Annotated in this window: 13 protein-coding genes; 12 read left to right on the top strand and 1 reads right to left on the bottom strand. The window is 53.9% G+C overall.

Going from position 1 to position 18,858, the window contains the following annotated elements; genetic code table 11:
* Positions 1-8: 8 nt before the first annotated feature.
* From traV to LQ249_RS31070, 9 genes are all read left to right on the top strand, one after another.
* Complete coding sequence (traV, locus tag LQ249_RS31110; RefSeq protein WP_122810450.1) at positions 9-509, top strand: type IV conjugative transfer system lipoprotein TraV; 501 nt, start codon at positions 9-11, stop codon at positions 507-509.
* A 128-nt stretch (positions 510-637) separates the two neighbouring features.
* Positions 638-8,032 carry a DUF4165 domain-containing protein gene (locus LQ249_RS31105; RefSeq protein ID WP_232566640.1) on the top strand — a complete coding sequence of 2,465 codons (7,395 nt, stop codon included), beginning with the start codon at positions 638-640 and terminating at the stop codon, positions 8,030-8,032.
* A gap of 139 nt (positions 8,033-8,171) precedes the next feature.
* Positions 8,172-8,516 (top strand): TraA family conjugative transfer protein, encoded by a 345-nt coding sequence (gene traA, locus LQ249_RS31100; RefSeq protein WP_011077993.1) that lies wholly within the window; start codon positions 8,172-8,174, stop codon positions 8,514-8,516.
* 118 nt (positions 8,517-8,634) lie between these two features.
* Positions 8,635-9,348 carry a DsbC family protein gene (locus LQ249_RS31095; RefSeq protein ID WP_011077994.1) on the top strand — a complete coding sequence of 238 codons (714 nt, stop codon included), beginning with the start codon at positions 8,635-8,637 and terminating at the stop codon, positions 9,346-9,348.
* A gap of 11 nt (positions 9,349-9,359) precedes the next feature.
* A complete protein-coding gene (traC, locus tag LQ249_RS31090) occupies positions 9,360-11,825 on the top strand; it encodes a type IV secretion system protein TraC (RefSeq protein WP_232566639.1) in 2,466 nt (821 codons plus the stop codon).
* On the top strand, positions 11,825-12,397 hold the full coding sequence (locus tag LQ249_RS31085; RefSeq protein WP_232566638.1) for a S26 family signal peptidase: 573 nt from the start codon (positions 11,825-11,827) through the stop codon (positions 12,395-12,397). Before traC ends, LQ249_RS31085 begins: the two co-directional genes overlap by 1 nt.
* Positions 12,391-13,629: a TrbC family F-type conjugative pilus assembly protein gene (locus LQ249_RS31080; RefSeq protein WP_232566637.1), complete on the top strand. Its 1,239-nt coding sequence runs from the start codon at positions 12,391-12,393 to the stop codon at positions 13,627-13,629. The genes LQ249_RS31085 and LQ249_RS31080 overlap by 7 nt, the downstream gene beginning before the upstream one ends.
* A 34-nt stretch (positions 13,630-13,663) precedes the next feature.
* Positions 13,664-14,668: a TraU family protein gene (locus LQ249_RS31075; RefSeq protein ID WP_031319548.1), complete on the top strand. Its 1,005-nt coding sequence runs from the start codon at positions 13,664-13,666 to the stop codon at positions 14,666-14,668.
* A gap of 49 nt (positions 14,669-14,717) precedes the next feature.
* Positions 14,718-15,437: a nuclease-related domain-containing protein gene (locus LQ249_RS31070; protein ID WP_232566636.1), complete on the top strand. Its 720-nt coding sequence runs from the start codon at positions 14,718-14,720 to the stop codon at positions 15,435-15,437.
* Between the two features lie 232 nt (positions 15,438-15,669).
* Here LQ249_RS31070 and LQ249_RS31065 read toward each other — a convergent pair whose 3' ends face one another.
* Positions 15,670-16,356, bottom strand: a complete 687-nt coding sequence (locus tag LQ249_RS31065; protein ID WP_232566635.1) for a hypothetical protein — start codon at positions 16,354-16,356, stop codon at positions 15,670-15,672.
* Between the two features lie 409 nt (positions 16,357-16,765).
* Between LQ249_RS31065 and LQ249_RS31060 the strand changes: the two genes are divergently transcribed.
* From LQ249_RS31060 to LQ249_RS31050, 3 genes are read left to right on the top strand one after another with little or no spacing between them, the layout of a single operon-like run.
* The gene (locus LQ249_RS31060; protein ID WP_011078001.1) at positions 16,766-17,074 is read left to right on the top strand and encodes a hypothetical protein; all 309 of its coding nucleotides are present in this window, start codon (positions 16,766-16,768) and stop codon (positions 17,072-17,074) included.
* A complete protein-coding gene (locus tag LQ249_RS31055; protein WP_232566634.1) occupies positions 17,071-17,694 on the top strand; it encodes a DNA primase in 624 nt (207 codons plus the stop codon). The genes LQ249_RS31060 and LQ249_RS31055 overlap by 4 nt, the downstream gene beginning before the upstream one ends.
* A gap of 47 nt (positions 17,695-17,741) precedes the next feature.
* The gene (locus LQ249_RS31050) at positions 17,742-18,857 is read left to right on the top strand and encodes a DUF7146 domain-containing protein (RefSeq protein ID WP_080922803.1); all 1,116 of its coding nucleotides are present in this window, start codon (positions 17,742-17,744) and stop codon (positions 18,855-18,857) included.
* Position 18,858: the final 1 nt, after the last annotated feature.

The raw sequence follows: 18,858 nt of genomic DNA, 5'->3' as shown, positions 1-18,858 counted from the left end.
ACATCGTAATGATCAAGCAACTTATCCTGGCGATTGCAGTAGCGGCACTGACTTCTGGTTGCACTAGCATCATGGGTTTGGGCTCAGATGAATATGCATGTAAGGGCATGCCTAATGGCGTTACCTGCATGTCTGCGAAAGATGTTTATTCGGCCACTGAAGGTGATGATTACAAGACTCAGCTTAAAAAAGAACAGGAGGGTGGCGCGGCGAGCAGCGATAAACCATCAACTGGCAATGCTACCCGCGTGCTGATAGCTGAAGGATCAGATAACGCACCGGTGCCTATGAGAGCCCGGAATCCGCTTCCTATTCGTTCGCAAGCTGTTGTGATGCGTATTGCCATTGATCCATGGGAGGACGAGAAAGGCGACCTGTACGTTCCAGGTTTCATTTATACCGAAGTTGAAGCGCGACGCTGGGAGATAGGCGCTCGAAACCCCCAACCAACACCAACCTTGCGCCCCCTTACAGTTGTTCAGCCGCCGCAGGCTAAACCTGCCAAGTAGAAAATAACGAAGTGCCGGTGGTGGAGCAGAAATGCGCCTTGCGAAAGCGGGCGCATTTGGTCGTTTCAAGACCTAACAAAACACACTCTAAGGTTTCGCTTGCCAACGCGAGTTAAAGGAGTTCCACGATGGGTAAGAATAAGACCCGAGGACCATCGTTCCTCAATAAGGTGAGTGGTGCGCTTTTAGGCGCACTCGCTTTGGCCATTGTGCCAATCAATGGTGCGTATGCCGACCTTGTTAAATACGGTTACACGAACAGTGCGGGGGATCAAATCAATACGGAGCCAGGCACAGGGTTTATCAGCCCATCCTCTGGCATCTCGTTCATGGTTAGCGGTGGTATTGACCGAAAGCTGCGCATAGCGGTGACTGCGAACGGTGCCAGCGCACCTGCCTTCACTAAGGAAAGCTCAAAGGTTCTTGGGGCGAGCGACGTTATCTCATACAACGGCGACAACTACTACGCGGAAGAATTTGTTAGTCCGAAGCTACCCGATGGCCGCTATACCGTAAAAACAGAGATCCTTTCTAGTGCAGGCGCGATTGTTCAAGCTGAGAATGTGCCTCTTGTCATTGATACTGCCGGCCCCGTAGCAGGGAAATTTGCCCCACGTCCATATACATGGGGTGATCCCGTTCTCTCCGGCGAAGTGTGGAAACTCGGCCTTGCAGCAATTGATGCTTTGACATACTCGAGCTTCGTCCTAGATGGCTTCTCTGACTCATCGGGCATAAGCAAGGTCACTGCTAAGGTTTACCGCGAGTCTGGCACTCTTTATAAAGAACAAAACGTGCTGTTTTCGGAAGAAACTAAGACGGCCTCGATTCAGTACCGGACAAATTTCTTCCCTGACTCCGATTTGGATGAAGTATTCGGGCTAGAGTTTGTTGTTACCGACAAAGCAGGAAACTCGACAGTAACCAAGCGTCAGAAGGTTATGTTTGACAATATTGCAAACGTTCCAGCTGAACCGTTTGGTGTGTATGACCCAAGTGTGACGGCTACCCTCGCACCTGGCCTAAAAGGGTTTGTTCCCTATGTAGCAGGGTCTTATGTAAAGACTAACCCGATACGACTTGCATGGAGAATCCCTAAGAGCAACTGGCATACCTATCGGCAGGGAGGGTTACGCTTCATCAATAGCTTTGGTGAAAATCAGGTTGTTGGTGAGGATTCTGCATACGTCTATCTTGTCGGATCGCTTCCCTATCGCGCTGAGGATAATAACTACATTAGGTTTTACAACTTCGGCGAATGGGGCTCGCAAGGTACTATTTCTTACAATTTGGTATTGCACCCATCAGCTCCGAAAACGCCTGTTATAAGCCGTATAGAATACTACTTTAGTGATAAAGGCTGGCTCAATTATTCCGGTAGGGTGGTTTCGCCGCAAGAACTCCCGCTTACTGTAAGCAAAGTTCGCTATACAGTTGAGGCGCGGCCGTTTGATCAGGTTGCTACCCATATGGGTACTTGTACTATTCCCGCTGGGCAGACCCAGTGCGAAATTACGGTTAATGTCCAGCTCAATAAAGGCACGGCTGGTTACCTACATGACCAAGGGGTTCTGAAGAGTGCGGACGGTTCGCTGATCGCAACCGGGCAATGGGCGAATGTTTACTGGAACGACCTGTACCTGCCAATCCTCAGTTACACATATGACTCGTCTAGTATGGTTCTCACTCTGAACGTCAGACAGCCGCAGCAGGGCGCATTTCAAAATGCTCTTAGCCATAGTTCATCATGGCTTGAAAATGCTAGCGGTACAGCGCTAAGCGTTACAAAAAAACTTACATCGTCGTCTGGTGAGTATTTTGAGTACGAATTTGATTTGAAAACCTTGCCGGAAGGCTCTCATGACCTTGTTGGCGTCGCTAGCGAAAACTTAGGTGCAATAACAAAGCTTCCGCTGTTCAAGTTTCAAAGTGACCGGACAAAACCTGTTGTTACAGTAAGCAAAGGTGCGAGCGATACTATTGATACACTCGACAAAATCACTTTCACCGTAACAGACAACAAAGATCCTGCGCCCAAGATCACTTCTATTGCATTGACCGGGGGGCCCGCAAACGAGTCGATTGCTCTTTCGTTCCGCAAAATCAATGCGACTACCTACGGCCTCGAGTATCCGATCCTTTTCCCGTCGCTAACAGCGGGAGAGAGTTATACCCTTCGAGTTAATGCGCAGGACGCACAGCAGAATATGGGCGTCGGCTCAACCACATTCCTCTATAGTCCTAAGATGGCTGGAATTGTGGGGCATGTAAACGGTCTCGTTAATATCCCTGCGGTACCAAAAGAGTTTAATCGTAACGATGGGTCTGTAGTGATTAATAGCGAGCAACTAAAGCTTGCTGATGGGACGCCAGTTTCTGGTGTTTATGATCTGCTTGCAACGCTCAGGTCTGACGCAGCAACACCTCTAATGATTGGCGGTGTGCTCGTCAATCCGGGAGCAACAGTTACCATTAGCCAACTCAACTTCACGAACACCAGCGGTAAAATATCACTCCCTGTTGTCCCGGTAACTCAAGGTGCTACAGGGAGGAATGGCGTGATCATTTCTACCTCCGCGCCGAACGCTCCTGTGGTCTATGCCGATATTAATACCTGGATGCCCAAGGTCACGCTGGGCATCAACGATAGAAATCCAGTTCAGGCAATGACTGACACCACGGTAAAACTGTCAGCTTCAGCTAGCAGCATTTGCCCTCTAACGACATCTCCCGCGGTGGCAAGGTCTGCCGATGCCATCAAGTCGCCCATCTGCTTGCTTGAGTGGACGAGCATTCCCCGAGGCCTTCAACAAGTAGAGGTTTCCGGTGCACCTCACCCGGTCACTCAGCTGACTGGGCGAGTCCTCGACGCAGGCCAGCAGAAGGTTGCTTATTCTCTCTATGTATTCAACAAGGGCACTGAAAAGGTACTGCTGAGCAGCGGTGAAGAAATACTGAGCGTCAAAGCCGCGACCGGCTCAACAACCTTCGTCCAATCGCTGCATGAGAAAAGTGTTACTCGTGCGATGGAGGCTGCATCCGTCACCATGACGCAGCGTTCGGGGCCAACGTGCTCGATCACTGGTGATGACGCAGCGGCAAAGAGCGCAGGCATGAGCGGCGGGGCCTTGAAGTGCTTGATTGAGTTCACGGTCATCCCGAAAGACCTGAACATCAAAGCGCTCGATCCTCTTGAGTTGACCGGCGTTTTCACCCGTTCCGGGCAGCACCCGATTCGCTGGACGGCTAGCGTCTACGACACCACCGGGAAAAAGATCACCCTCGAAGAGGGGCAATCGGTCATTCAGGTAATAGAACCGCCTGTAACGACGAAACTGACGGTCAGCGTCAACGAAAGCTCGTCGGTGGAAGCAACTCCCATCGAGGACTTCCCGGCAGCGTGGGAGAAGAAAACCTATTCAATTCTGTCGAGCCCGTCCCAGGGCTCTGTAGTGGCGACCCCTAGCGGGTTCACCTACACCCCGAACACTGGATACGTTGGCTCCGATGAGTTCAAGTACCGCGTGCAGGACGTGTCTGGGATGAAGGCTGAAGCGACCGCGGTTGTGAATGTCGCGAAGTTCAATTACGCCCCTACCTGGACGGGAGTAACCATTCAGGCTCGTGAAGGGCAAGTGAGTGACCAGGTTGCTCCTGAGGTCCATGACATCAATCTCTGGGACAGCCATACGTTCAAGATCCTCACGAACCCGACGCACGGGACTGTCCGTGTGTTCTATGGCCGTATGGAGTACACCCCTAATCCTGGTTTCTATGGGGAAGATTTGTTCACTTTCAGCGCCACGGATCAGGAAGGGCTCAGTGTAGAAGGAGAGGGGAAGGTCACTGTTGCTCAGTTCAATTTTGCACCAACGGGTATCACCCCTTCGACAGTGAAGATGTATGCAGGAATCGGTGGAACGGCCGATCTGAAAGTAATCGATCCGAACAATTGGGGCTCGCACACATTGCAAGTCGTCAAACAGCCCGCACATGGCCATGTGACGGTGGAGGGGATGAGCATCACCTATAAGACCGATGGCCAGGCTGAAACCTCAGTACAGATTCGTGCCATTGACCAGGATGGCCTCTATGTCGATCAAGATGTCGTCCTGAAGCTTTTGCCGGCCTGGGAAATGTTCAAAGATCGAGAGGTTCAGCCTACCTCGGTGGCCCCGAGCATCCCGGCCGTGAAGCAACAAATGACGACCCGTTTGGGTGCCTATGCGCTCCGAATTCCCGACCAGAAAGTGATTCAGGCTCTCGGCAGCGAGATCATCGCCATCGTCACGCCTGACTCGAAAGTTGGGGTGACACTGGAGCATCGTGAGCTTTCTCAAGGCACTGGTATGCGTCTGGTACCTACTAAAATGACTGCCGATCTGCTGGAGGCCCGTTTAGGTGGCCTGGATGTTGGGGTCGATGGCCAGGCGCAGGTCTATCTAAGTCGCGCCGATATGACTGGCCCTGTCTATTCCGTGCCGGTAACCGTATGGGCTCCGGAGGGCGTACTGACGGCTGATACATGGGAGATTCTACAAGCTTCCGGCCGTGCTCAAATCAGCTTCAGCCCGAGCAATGGGGCATGCAGCATCTTGACCAGCGAAGCTGTCGCGAAGACGAAAAATGCACTTCAGGATCGTGCTTGCTACGTCACTTGGACGAAGACTCCCGATGAATGGCGCAACGCTAGTACTTTGGCCAACCTGATGATGGATGCCGGCGGGAGTTCTTTGGGAAACCAGACTATCGAGGCTACCGCCTATGTGTTTGACCCTAGCGGCGTGAAATACAAGGTTGCGAGCTTCACTCGTGACCTGAAGATCCTTCCGGTCGCTGATCAGATCCACTTTGCCTTGAAGCCAGCACCAGAAGAGGCCTACCAGAAAGTCCAGGAGCTTTCCTTGTCGCTCCGTCACACGGATGGTCCTGTATGTGATGCAACAGCGAACGAAGGCGTTGCAAAAAAGACAGCACAGCAATGGTCGAGCCGCCCATCGTGCCTTATTCGTTGGATGCAGATGCCAGAAGGCATGGCCCAGCAGCGCAACACCGTCACGCCACTCGCGGAAGGAGCAATGAGTCTGCTCGGGACAAACAACATTTCCTGGAAGGCATCCATGTTTACTCCGAGTGGTCAGGAAATCGATATTGGCTACGGAGAGCACAGCGTAAACGTGATCGAGCCGCCTGCAATCGAAATCGATATGCCGGCCAGCAATCTGGTGAAAGAGGGGCTGTATTCGGTGTCACAACTCGGCGGCTATGTTGGTAGCGCGTCAGTGACCGCAATCGCGGCTTCCCTGGACGTGGCGATTAACCGGGCGGATGCAGTGATTGAACGTTCTACGATTCCGAGCTACGGCCGTTCCCAGCGGTTTACGCGCTACATCGAAGGGGCCGAGGCCCCCCTGTGGAGCGTAACGCCATACTCAGTTGACGTTGGATACACCGCGCTCCCAAATATGAGGTCGACCAAGACCGCATCACTCCTGTCGGTCCCTCACGACAAAATTCTCCCTGTCATTCTCAACGACGAGAGAACCGTTCTGGATACGGTCAGCCTTCCAATCCGCGTGGCGATTAAAGACACCCGCTACATGGAGGATGCGTATCGGCTGAGCAGCATGGGCGACTGGGATATTCGCCTGCTTTCGACAACTGCCGGAGTCAACTACGAGCCGATGACAAACTGGGAGCCAATCGACGAGAACGGGGAGGTTGAGTTCGAGGTCGATTTGCAATCGCTAACGAACAAAGCGGTTCGCATCATTGCTGAAGCGCGTGTTCGCTCGCCTGTGCCGGAATACGAGCTGATTCGGGAGTCGGGCTCGCCAATGGTGCTTTCCGTGCTAAACGGCGAAGCTCTTGATGGTTCAATTCAGGCGCTGCGCGTTATCGGCCCTGCTCCTCTTCGCAGCAGCTTCTACGCCGTCACCAATGATCGCTACCAGTCAGGAGACATTGGTGAGGTTCGCTGGGAAATGAGCAAAGACGGCGGTGTGTCGTGGGAAGGCGTTGAGGCCAATGCGAAGCTGCCGCAACGGCTCAGCATGATCTTTCAGCGGGGTACATATCTGCTGAGGGCAGAGTTGACGAACCGCCATAGCGGCGCGAAATCCATGACGCCTACGGTCGAAGTTATTGCCTATGTCGTGCCTGTTGCCCGCCTCAAAGGCCCAGCAAACGTGTTTATTGGTGATAGCGGCACGTTCAAACTCACTGACCTCAAGGGTAATACGCTCGATACGACCGGAATGGTTGTGGAATGGTCGGAGGATCGCGGTAAGACTTGGGTCGCTGGGGAAGGCTCCTACCGACTGGGCCGTAATTCCGCTGATCGTGTATACCTCACGGCCAGGCTGAAGTACTCAGACTCCCCAGAGGATAAGCGCGTCTACAAAACCCTCCGCGCAGGTGTTGCGTTTAGACCTGTCCGACCGCCTCGTGTACAGATAATCGGGCCGCGTCGTCCTGAGGTAGGAAAGGAAGCTACTTGGGTCGCCAACTTGATGATGCCGTACCCAAAAATGGATATGACAATGGATGGTGAGTTCATCCTGCCGGACGGCACAGTCGTCGACTCCACCGAAGTGAAGTACACCCCCACTCGGGAGGACATGGAGAAAGAAGAGAGCCACATCAGCGTCCGATCTTGGATCAATGGGTATGAGGATCGAGGCGGTTTGGGTCTAACTCAGCACCGCCTGATTTTCTGGTCCTATGACTGGCCTGAGTGGAAGATCAACACGAAGTACTCAGCGAAGTATGCGCCGGCAGACTTGACCATGACGGCTCGATCTCTTGGCTTGTTCCGAGAATTCGAGGGCTTAACCATCGAGTGGGATATCCCACCCTACGCTGGCCTCCAAATGATCAAGGACACCAACCAGACCAGTCGTATCGTGCGGCTGACTGAGCCGGGGATCTACACATTCGGCGCTCACATCACCGACTCGCGGGGCAACTATAGCTATGCCGAAACAGAGATGGAGTTTTTGGAGCCGATTCCGTGGGATGTGAAATTGTCCTGGAGTGGGGATAACGACGCGAATCGTGCCCCGCTGGGCGTTCTGATCCGACCGTCAATCACCGGCGGGCACCCTAAGGATCAGATACTCAGCAAAACGTTCAGTCTCAACGGGGAGACGCTATCTAGCTCGGGGGACTATGGCCGGGCGACCCTTGAAAAAGAGGGTGTGTATACGGTGAAACTGGATGTCGCCAGCGCAATGGGCCACACAGCAGCAGGCGAGGTTGACATCTCGGTCGCAAGGAATAAGCCCCCTGTCTGCAAACTGGAGGTTGTGGTCGGTCGAACCTCCTGGCTGGCAAAAGCCGTTTGTACTGATGAAGATGGCCGCATGGCCAAAAACCTTTGGTTCATCAATGGTGAGCAGCAGGCTCTCAGCTCAAACAGCATCTCCGTACCAATGTGGCGTTATCCAGATGGCGAACCGGTAATTACCCTGGTAGGCATCGATAACTCTGGTGCCGAATCGCCTCCAGTCTCCAACAAGTAAAGGGAAGGGCCGCATAAAGCGGCCCTTTTTAATTTCCGTCGACAAATGCGCTTGAAAGCGAAACACAGGCTTACGGAAAGCACGAAAAATGTCTCCGGAGCGCAGCCCCTGCGCATGTCAACCTCTAGGAGCAAGACCAATGCACGTCAACAAAGCAACCCTCCAAACGATGGCCATCGCAGCGGCAATGGTGGCTGCCGGTACCGCGCTCGCGGGTACCGGCGGCGATACGTTCGATAGCGTGTGGATTACCTTGACCGAGTGGATGCAAGGTACCCTCGGCCGCATTCTGATCGGCCTGATGATCCTCACCGGCATCGGCGCTGGCGTTCTTCGCCAATCGCTTATGCCGTTCGTTACTGGCGTTGGCGGCGGTGTTGGCCTCTATGCTGCGCCGGATGTTATCGAGTCGGTAATGTCGGCAACTATCCCAGCAGCAGCTGTAGTCACCAGCGCTCTCCAAGCCCTGCCTGTAGGCTTCTGATCTAAGTCAGAACGCCTCTCTGAAAGGCCTCTTTTTCCGACGCTAAAACGTCCTGAAAAAGAGGCCTTTTCTTTTCCGGGCCAAATACTCTGGGTGAATCGACTCAGGAGGTAAGCCCATGTTCAAACCAACCCAAACCATTCTTGCTATGACGCTGCTTGCAGTGGCTGGCACCGCAGTAGCTGCGAGCCCTGCGGACAAGAACGCAGACAAGGTAGTGATGCTTCCTGCGTCTGCAATGCTGGCGATCGAGAAGAACGGCAAATTCGCCATCATTAGCGATACCGGCCGATTCATCATCCAGGGAACGGTTTATGACGTGTGGGCGAAGAAAGAGTTGAAAACCATCGAGGATGCTCGGATCGCCGCCAACTACATTCCAGTGGATAAGACCAACCTCGGTTTCAAGGATCTCGCTCCTCTCACTGTCGGCAACGGTGAGAAAGCGATCACCATGTTCTCCGACCCTGCTTGCGGGTTCTGCAAAGAGATCATTCAACAAGCCCGCACGTCTCTGCCCGAAGGGTATCGACTCGACGTGCTGATGTTGCCGCTGCTCAGCCAAGAGAGCGCTGTGCGTACTAAAGAACTCCTCTGCGCGAAAGACAAGGTTGCTGCGTGGAAAGCAGGCGCGTCCGGCGACATGAAAACTCCTCTCGAACAGCTCCCGACCGCTCAGTGTGATCTGGATGTGATCTCGAAGCGCCGGATGACCGCTCAGTTTCTTGGCGCTCGAAATGTTCCTTTCCTCATTCGTGATGATGGTTTGACCCGAGAAGGCAAGCCTGAAGAAGGCTTGCGCGCCTGGATTGAATCGAATCGCACCCTCTAAGGAATTCAGAAATGCTCAAAGCGCTTATCCGCTCAACACCTCGGCTCTCGAAACTGATCAACGGCCTTGCCTACGAACCGAATCTTTACTTGTTCCAGCTGGAAGGGAACCGCCTAGGATTCGCATTCCTGTGTTCCCCTCTCTCAGGCTCAAACGGGGATGAAGGCGACCGCCTGAAGGCTGGTTTAACGGTCGACTGGCCTGAGAAGACGACGATCCAGTTCAGCCTCATTTGCACTGAAAATATCAATGAGATGAAGACGGGATTCCTTCGTCTGCGCCGGGCCTTCCGTGAATCCGGCCGCACTGACCTTCCCGTAGAAACTCAAGCATTGTTGGAGAAGGTGACAAACGCGCGAGCCGATTATTTCAGCGACCGCACCATGCGCCCAGTTGATTCAATCTCGGGTGTACGAATTCGTGAGCAGAGTCTGGTCGTATCCGTAACTATTCCGATCGCCAATGCTTTGCCTACCCAGACAGAAGCGAACGCGGCGAAGGAGCTTTTCGACGGACTGCGAACCTCGCTGGACAGCTGCAACCTGGCAGCCGTGCCCCTCACCAACGATTCGTACCGAGAAATTTTCTCCTCCATCCTGAACCAGGGGCCAACAGCATCGTGGCGCGAAGATCCGGACATGAAAGCGGACACAGACAAGCCCTTGAATGAGCAGATCCTCGACTACAACCGCAGCCTCGACGTGAAGAAAGACCACCTTCAGATCGGAGACGACTGCTTCGTAAAAACGCTCTCGGCCAAGCGCTTTCCTGATGTCATGTGGCAGGGCGATGCCTCTCAGTATCTCGCTGACATTTTGTCTCAGCGCGGCGGCATCCGGGGCAACTGCATTATCAATATGACCCTGTATTTCCCTCCCCAGCTGGAGACAAAGGACAAGCTGTCGAAACGCCGCCAATGGTCCATCAACCAGAGCTTCGGCCCGATGGTGCATTTCGTTCCCGTTTTACGGAAAACGAAGGAAGCCTATGACACGCTGTTTGAAGACCTAGACAAAGGGCTTCCCAACGTACAGGCGACAATGACCCTCGTGGTGTTCGGCCGGAACCGCGAAGACCTTATTCAGGCGGCATCGAATGCGAAGAGCCACTTTGCTACGCAGGGCTTCAGTCTCATGGAGGACAAGTTCTGTGTGCTGCCCGTGTTCGTGAACTCCCTGCCGATGTGCGCCGACCCGGATGCGATGAAGGAGCTGTTCCGGTTCAAAACACTGAGCCTCACCCAAGCACTGCCATTGCTGCCAATCTATGGCGACTGGAAGGGCACCGGGACTCATGTGGCCCCGTTCATTTCCCGAAACGGTCAGCCGGTCAGCTTCCACCTCTTTGACTCCGACACCAATTACAACGCAATGATTGCCGCTCAGTCGGGCTCCGGGAAGTCGTTTGCGACCAACTATCTCATCACGTCGTATCTGAGTATTGGGGCGAAGGTTTGGGTCATCGATGTGGGCCTCTCCTACCTCAAGCTGTCTGAAGCGTACAAGGGCGACTTTGCACGCTTTGACCAGGAGTCGAACCTCTGCCTCAACCCCTTCGAGCTAATTGAAGACTACAGCGAGGAGGAGGATGTCCTGGTTGGGTTGCTCTCTGCTATGGCTGCTCCGACCGTACCTCTGATCGACTTCCAAACCGCAGGGCTAAAAAGGCACCTTACACAATGCTGGGAAACGCTTGGCAAGACGATGATTGTCGACAGCATTGCTGACTCTCTGCTTGCCGACCCAGACCCGCGTATTCAAGATATTGGTCATCAGCTCTTCGCATTCACCTCGAAGGGACAGTACGGCCGCTTCTTCAACGGTAAGAACAATCTCAACTTCAAGAACCCCTTCACCGTACTCGAGCTTGAGGAGCTGAAGGGGCGTCAACACCTTCAGCAAGTCGTACTCCTTCAGCTCATCTACCAGATCCAGCAGGACATGTACCTTGGTGAGCGTGACCGCCCGAAAATCGTGATCATTGACGAAGCCTGGTCGCTTCTCTCCCAGGGCAACGTTGGTGAGTTCATCGAGCACGGTTACCGGCGATTCCGGAAATATGGTGGTAGTGCCATCGTCATTACCCAGGGGGTCAACGACCTCTATCAGAATAAAGTCGGACAAGCCATCGCTGAAAACTCTGCGTTCACCCTACTGCTAGGACAGAAGGCCGAAGCTATTGATGCTATCCAGGAAAACAAGCGCCTGCCGCTGGGTGAGGGCGGGTATCGAATCCTGAAGACTGTTAAGTCGTACAAAGGGCATTACTCCGAGATATTCATGCTCACCCCCCGCGGTGCCGGCATCGTGCGACTCACGGTGGACCCATACTCGATCCTCCTCTACTCGACCGCACCCGAAGATGTGCAAGCGATCCGAAATTACACACTCACCGGCGTTCCGCAGGATGAGGCAATTCTGCGCGTGCTCCGTGATCGAGGTGTCGAGTACAACCCTGATCCGGCGGAAGTCGCGTAATGGCGTTGTCGAACCCCTTCAGCATTCAGGCCAAGGTTCGAAGGGCAATGGCGAAGGTTGAGCGAGATCGAGCTCCAAAGCGACTCTCGGCGGCCTTTATCGGCAAAGGCCTACTCTTTTCGGCAGTGGTTGCCGGCAGCATTGTGCTGCTGGCATCCCGTTACTCGATTGCTATCGCTAGCCAGGACTCCCTATGCCTGCCCCCTTACAGGCTATGGATCATCGATAAAAAGCAGGATGACTTGGTGCGCGGTGAAATCTACGCCTTTCACTCCAAAGGTCTGAGTCCGATTTTTGCTGACGGCACAATCATCGTGAAGGTGCTTGAGGGGATGCCTGGCGATCACGCCAAAGTCACGCTTGATGAAACAACCATCAATGGCGTGTCCGTGGGCAAAGGGCTTCAGGTCGCCAGCCAGCACGGGATTGATCCCCAGCAATATGTTCGGGAAGGGGAAATAGGCGAGGGCCGTTACTGGTTCTTCGGCCGCACGCCAGACTCTTTCGACTCCCGCTACTGGGGCTCAGCTTCGACAGACCAAATCATCGGGAAGGCGTATCCAATATGGTGAAAAAGCAATTGGCCATGTGCATTGGGTTGGCTTTTGGCTGCACGATGGCCATCGCCGGCGATGACCTTGGCATTCGCAAGTACGACATCAATGAATTCGATCCAGTGCTCCTCGAACAGGTTAGGGAAATCAGCCGAAATGCGAATGCCGCGCGCGCAGAAAGCGGCCAAGATGACATGAGTTGGGTGAGTGAGATGGCTGAAAAGGCCATCGTTCAAGCCGGTGATGAAAATGCTCAGCAGAACGACTCAGGGCTAGCTAGCGCGGATGGCTCAGATCGCGAGAAAAAACATCCCCTGGGCGATGGTAATCGCACTCTGATTTTCGTGTCGTGGTCGATGGGCGCTACCGCCCTCAAAGACATACTGCTGTCTTTTGACGGACTGCCTGGTGTTGGCATCGTTTTTCGAGGCATACCTGATGGTATGTCGATGGGCGATGCTGTGACCAAAATGCACCTTCTCACGCAAGAGACGCAAAGCACTGTAAGTGTTCTGCTTGATCCTCTCGCATTCCAACGTCACAGCGTTTCAGCCGTCCCCACCGTGGCTCTCGAAGCACCGAATGATGCTCTGATCGCTAAAGCTGCTGGGTCGTCTTCTGTCAGCTATATCGAGGGAGCGGTTAAGGAGGGCAAGCGGGGGGATTTAGGCACTATTGGCTCCACACAGGAAATCATAGAGCCAGACCTCATGGAGGTTGCGAAGCAGCGCATTGCAGAGCTGGACACCGACGCCATGAAAAAGCGAGCAATCGCCCGGTTTTGGGATAACCACAAAGGACATCCATTGCCGCAGGTAACGGTGAGTGCTACCCGCCTCGTCGATGCATCGGTCATTGTTCCCGATGACATTCTCGATAGCCAAGGCAGAGTTGTTCAGAAGGCAGGGAGGATCAATCCACTCGACATGATGCCCTTTGACCAAAAACTGGTGGTAATCGATCCGACGCAGCCTTGGCAGGTTGCCCTGGCGAAGCGTGAATACGCAGACCATGGGGCAAATCTTACCGTCACGGTAATGGCTACTCAGATTCCCACTGCCTCTGGTTGGGATCTGTTCAACAGCGTACAGGACAGGCTGGATGCCCCCCTCTACCTATTGCCGCCTGACATGGCGGAGCGCTTCCAGATACTTCGCGCTCCTTCTGTCGTAACAGCCGACACGGAAAACTTCATCGTCCGCGAGGTTGCTCAATCAGCCTTCGAGGAGGCCAATCATGAGCATCAATAAGGTAATAGCCGCCGCACTTCTAGTGATTGCAGGTATGTTTTCCCTACCAGGGATAGCGGCTGATACGGCTTCGTCCGGTGAGGTGATGTGTGAGGACTCTGGCCTTTTTGGTCCGAAGTTGTTCACCGACATCTGCTGGGCGTGCCTTTTCCCAATCCGTGTATCTGGTGTGCAAATAACCCCCGGCACAGCACCCGCCAAGGCTACAAAAATGGTCTTCTGTATCTGCCAGGAAGGCTCGTCCTCGATCTACAAGCCCGGAATCATCACTGCTATGTGGGAGCCGGCCCGGATGGTTGAAACTGTCCGTAAGCCTGGTTGCTCGCCAACCCTAGGCGGTGTGACGCTCCCGCTTGGCAACAAGCGCAGCTATGGTCGGCTTCGGCAGGACAATAGTACCCAGACAGGACAGGCCGCCGGTTCGTTCTACCACGCTCATCTGTATGCCTTCCCGCTGCTTCAGATCCTCGATCTCTACACGCCTACCAAATGCAATCCGGACGGTTATCTCGACCTCGACATCATCTCTTTCACTGAGATCGACCCGACCTGGAACAACGGTACGTTGGCGTTCTTCCAGCACCCCGAGTCCGCGGCAGTGGCAAACCCAATCGCTATTGCGGCATGTGCTGCCGAATCCGCGTTGGTTACCGCACGAAAGGAACCTCTTGAGTCGCTTTGGTGGTGTACCGGTACATGGGGGAGTATCTACCCATTTGCCGGCGTAACCGTGGCGCAAGATGCAAACCGGACGACAGCATTGCTGGCTGCGCGAGTGATCGCTCAGCAACACCGCAGGGGCCTAGCTCGACGCACTATGGGTGATGAAAACGTGTGCAAGGCGGGTATCTACCCGACGATTCCGAAAAGCCAGTACAAAGTGACCCAGTTCTGGCCAAAGTCGCAGAACAGCAGAGCAATGTGGCTCGGAGAACCGCCCCAGACTTGGGAGGGCGGGCCTAGTCGGCATGTTCCAGGTACTGGGAACGATGCCATGTACATGTTCTGGCGATGGACCGATTGCTGCTCGAAGCTCTAGCGAACCGTTCTAATGGAGAATCCGCCCGTAAGGGCGGATTTGCGATGGTATGAATGACTTTCTAATGCTGTACCTGCCCCCGGTTTTGATTCTGGGGGTTCTAGCGGGCATCGCCCACGTCCGTCTACTTGAATTTCCTGCCTACCGAGGGTGGTGGGGGGAGTACAAAGTGAACTTCATGCTCCGCCTATGCCTCAGCGGCGAATACAAGGTGTTCGCCAACGCGATCTATCGTGGTAAGACAAGGGGAGAGTCGACGCAGGTTGACCACATCATCGTGTCGCGCTACGGGATCTTTGTCCTGGAAACGAAGTGTTTCAAGGGAAAGATCATTACCTACCCGGAAGCCCCTGAGAGCTGGTTGCAGATCGTCGGCCGAAGGAAATATCGCGTGCAAAACCCGCTGATGCAGAACTACGCACACGTGAAGGCAGTTCAGAAGGTCACCGGAGTCCACTCTCAGAAAATCCACAGCTACGCAGTGATGGCAGGGCAGGCCAGCTTTACCCATGGAATGCCTGAGCGGGTCTACAGCATTTGGGGCGTGATTCGTAAAATCCAGTCCTACAAAGCCCCGGTTTTTACTCGGGGCCATGTGGTGTCAATTTGCCGGGCGCTGAGCGAGCGCAGAATCAAGGGGGGGTATTGGGCTGCTAGACGGCATGTCGAAAAGCTGAAGCGCCGAGGTGAGGATGGATTTACAGCGTGCCATGAAGATAGACCCCGAGAGGAACACCTATCGCCACCCCAACAAGAACAGCAGCAGTGACAGAGACGATCGCGACCTTATCCCAAAATACTGCCTCTGGCGGCGCTTCAAGTGATTCGTCGGTGGCCAGCTGTTCTTCCCACAATGGAGTGGCTTCGCGTGGAGGAGGCTGATCCGTCGCTTTTCTGCGTCTTCTACTGCTTCTTGCCTGTGTTGACGTAAGATCATCAAGCATAATGACTCTCCTAAGCAAAACGCCCCGCAATGCGGGGCGTTTTCATTACTGGCGCGATCAAGCAACGGCTTCTTCAGGAAGCGAATCGAGAGGGTCGGCATTGCCATCAGGCTCAATGTGACCAGCCGCCTCGCGCTCCTCCTTGTCAGCGGTCACTTTGGCTTCAGCCTTCTCGATATCTTCTTGAAGCTCTGCGACCTTGCTCGCGTATGCCTTTGCACGCGCGCTCTGACCGAGCCCAACGAGCGAGCGGATCAGCCGTGCCATTTGGTTGCTCTTGCTTGCACGAAACTCCTCAGCTTCCGAGCTATCGATCTTCTCATGCAGCCAGGCTGTATCAACCTGGATAATCAGATGGTCAAATGCCTGAAGCAGGCTGCTCATCCGCTTGATTTCTGGGCTTGTGATTTCGAATTCACGAGTCACTGGTGAGCTGTACCCTGCAAGCTCTTTGATTCCCAGGCTCTTCAAAAGCGTGTCCATCCGCTCAGACTCGTCACGCACGGCTACTTCCATGCGCTCGATTTTCTTCGAGACCGCATCGACCACCGCTTTGTGATCAAAGGTCTTGAGGTTTTTGGCCAGCTTGCGGGACGTAACGTCGATGATAAAAAGAGCCGTCATGAGGCTATCGAAACGGTTGCCGGCGAAGAACTTCGCCTGCTCAGTGTTCAGTACCATCTTCCCTTTGAGGGATGGTTTGGAGTATTGGTATTTCGTCGGTTGTGGTTGATTGGTCGCCATTAGCGGTTTCTCCGGATGTTGGTGGCCGGACTATTGCACCAGCTTGCGGAGCCTCTGGATTTCGATTTCGCGCACGATTTGCGTCGGAATTTGAAGTGATTTTTTCTGGTTGACGACAGACTGAAATGGCGGCGAGAATTACATCACTCATCGGCCAAGGTCGATTAAGAATTTGCCTCCTGGAGGCCATTGACCCTAAGTGACAGCATGCTGCTGCCACTGGTACCCAAGACGTGTATGCGTCTGGGAGCAAGCGAAGCTGAGCTTATCAGCTTAAAAACCAAGCCTACGTTCGCGTAGCGCCGATCAAAAAAGGAAGCCATTGGCTTCCTTTTTTTGTGTCAAAAAAACCCTGACGGGGAACTCCCGTTAGGGCGTTCTCCGCTTTAAAAAAATGGAGAACTGAAAAATGGCATCTACAACCCTCAAAGTTAAAGTGCTGACCGCGTTTGGCTTCCTCGTTGCTACGTTGGGCGCTGTATACGCACCGCAGTTTGCAAAGCATGTTTTGCCTTTGACTCTCTGCGTGTTCCTCGCCGTGGTAATCCTGAATGCTGAGCAGATCCTGCGTGGTGTTCTGAGCTACCTACGCGGTTGTCTGAAGGCTTCAGCTCCTCAAGCAACCAAGACTTTACCCAACGCCCGTTGGTGTAGCAGCGTCGATTACGATAACTACTACATTCCCTCCTACCTGCGTCGCCAGGGAGAAGAGAAATGATCCGGGTTGACTTCGATGTTCCAAGCTATCTCCGGCTGCCACTAGGCCTATGCATCGTTTCAGAACGCATGGCTCATAAGCTTCCCGCGCCAGAAACTCATGAAACGACGCATCAGGTGCTTGAACCGGTGGTGATCAACACCCTGTATCGGCCGCAAGGTCGGAACCAGGTTGCATCGGTCGAAAAGCAACAGCAGGGCGAAATCAAAGGGGAGTTCCTTCCTCGCGAAACTCAGCCCGAGCATCAAGAAACAGCTCAATTGAACGAAGTCGCCCTGGGTGATCAAGATCAAGAAGCGCGGGCTACTGAACTCAACTTTCAAGGTGTCGCTGGTAGATCTGTTACCGGCGAATACCGCGGTTCAGGTTTCGCCCATTATCGGTTCCTCAAGAAGAACGGAAACTCGTTCTTCTTGCGTATCGGTGAGCACTTGGTTTGGGGCATAGAGCTTAACGCTCAATTGCGCCAGTCCGGTGCGCAAGAAGGTGACACGATCAAGCTGACATTCCTTGGCAAAACCGCCGTGAGTGTGCTCAAAGAGGTCGTTGTTGACGGTAAGAAAGAACAGGAGTGGGTTGATACCTACCGCAACTCCTGGGAAATCAAGATCGTGAAATAGCCAGCAATGCGCCCTTCGGGGCGCATCTCAACCAAACGGAGGTACCCATGTCCAAAGACTCAGAAGGCAATTACGCCCCAGAGAAGCAAGATGTGCTGGTAGCCGCTGATGGCCGCTGGCATGACATTTACGCAAGCCTCGCATCGTCATTGGTGCCGGCACACAAAAAAGCAGGACGTGGGGTTCCATGTCCGGTGCATGGTGGGGAAGACGGTTTTAAGATTTTCCGCAAGACGGCTGGATCGTCGAGCGGTGGTATCTGCCGTACCTGCGGAGTCAAGGCTGATGGCATAGCCTTGCTGATGTGGGTCAACCGCTGGAGCTTTCACCATGCTTTACAGGAGGTTGGAGCATTGCTCCGGGTCAAAGACCCGTATGGACGCACCGCTGATGGATTTATCCCAAGCGTTGTAATCCGAAAGGAGCGAGCCCCAGCAAAACCAGAGGCTTCAGACGATTGGCTGCGTGAAGCTATGCGCAACCTGTGGAAGGGAACCGTTCCTCTCACAGACCCATCCGCGGAACCTGCAAGGCTCTATCTTCGCTCCCGAGGCATTCTTGCTTGGGATCGACCAGAGCTGAGCCGCTACGTTCGCTTTCACCCGGAATTGACCTACAAGGACAAAGCCGGCAAGCGTTCTAAGCATCCAGGGATAGTGTGTACGCTCATCGATCCTGAAGGCCAGGCTGTGACCATCAACCGTCACTACCTGACGATGAAGGGTGAGAAAGCCGATCTCGCGGAGCCGAAAAAAATGTTCCCAATTCCCAGCAACCGCAAGCTTCCCGGTTGTGCGGTGCCAACATCGCATCCAGGAGAAGTCTTGGATGTATGTGAAGGATTGGAAACAGCTCTGTCGGTGGAAACAGCCATGGGCTTACCAGTATGGCCCTTGGTGAATTCCTACTTGTTGGAGAGCTTCGTACCACCAGCCTGTACCAAAGCAGTCCGAATCTGGGCTGACAAGGACCGCAAGGAGGGTGGCCAGAAAGCGGCATTGACCTTGAAAAAACGTCTGTGGGAAATGGGGATCAAGGCACAGATAATGTTGCCCGACATGCCCATCCCTGACGGCTCCAAAGGTGTCGACTGGAATGACGTTCTTCGTGAACGTGGTTCTCTCGGCTTCCTCGGCCACGAGGTCTATCGCGCACAGCGATAGG

This window comes from Pseudomonas sp. 7-41, from assembly GCF_021233075.1.
Taxonomy (GTDB): domain Bacteria; phylum Pseudomonadota; class Gammaproteobacteria; order Pseudomonadales; family Pseudomonadaceae; genus Aquipseudomonas; species Aquipseudomonas veronii.
The sequence above is the reverse complement of the archived record's forward strand: the minus strand, read 5'-3'. Positions and strand labels throughout refer to the sequence as shown.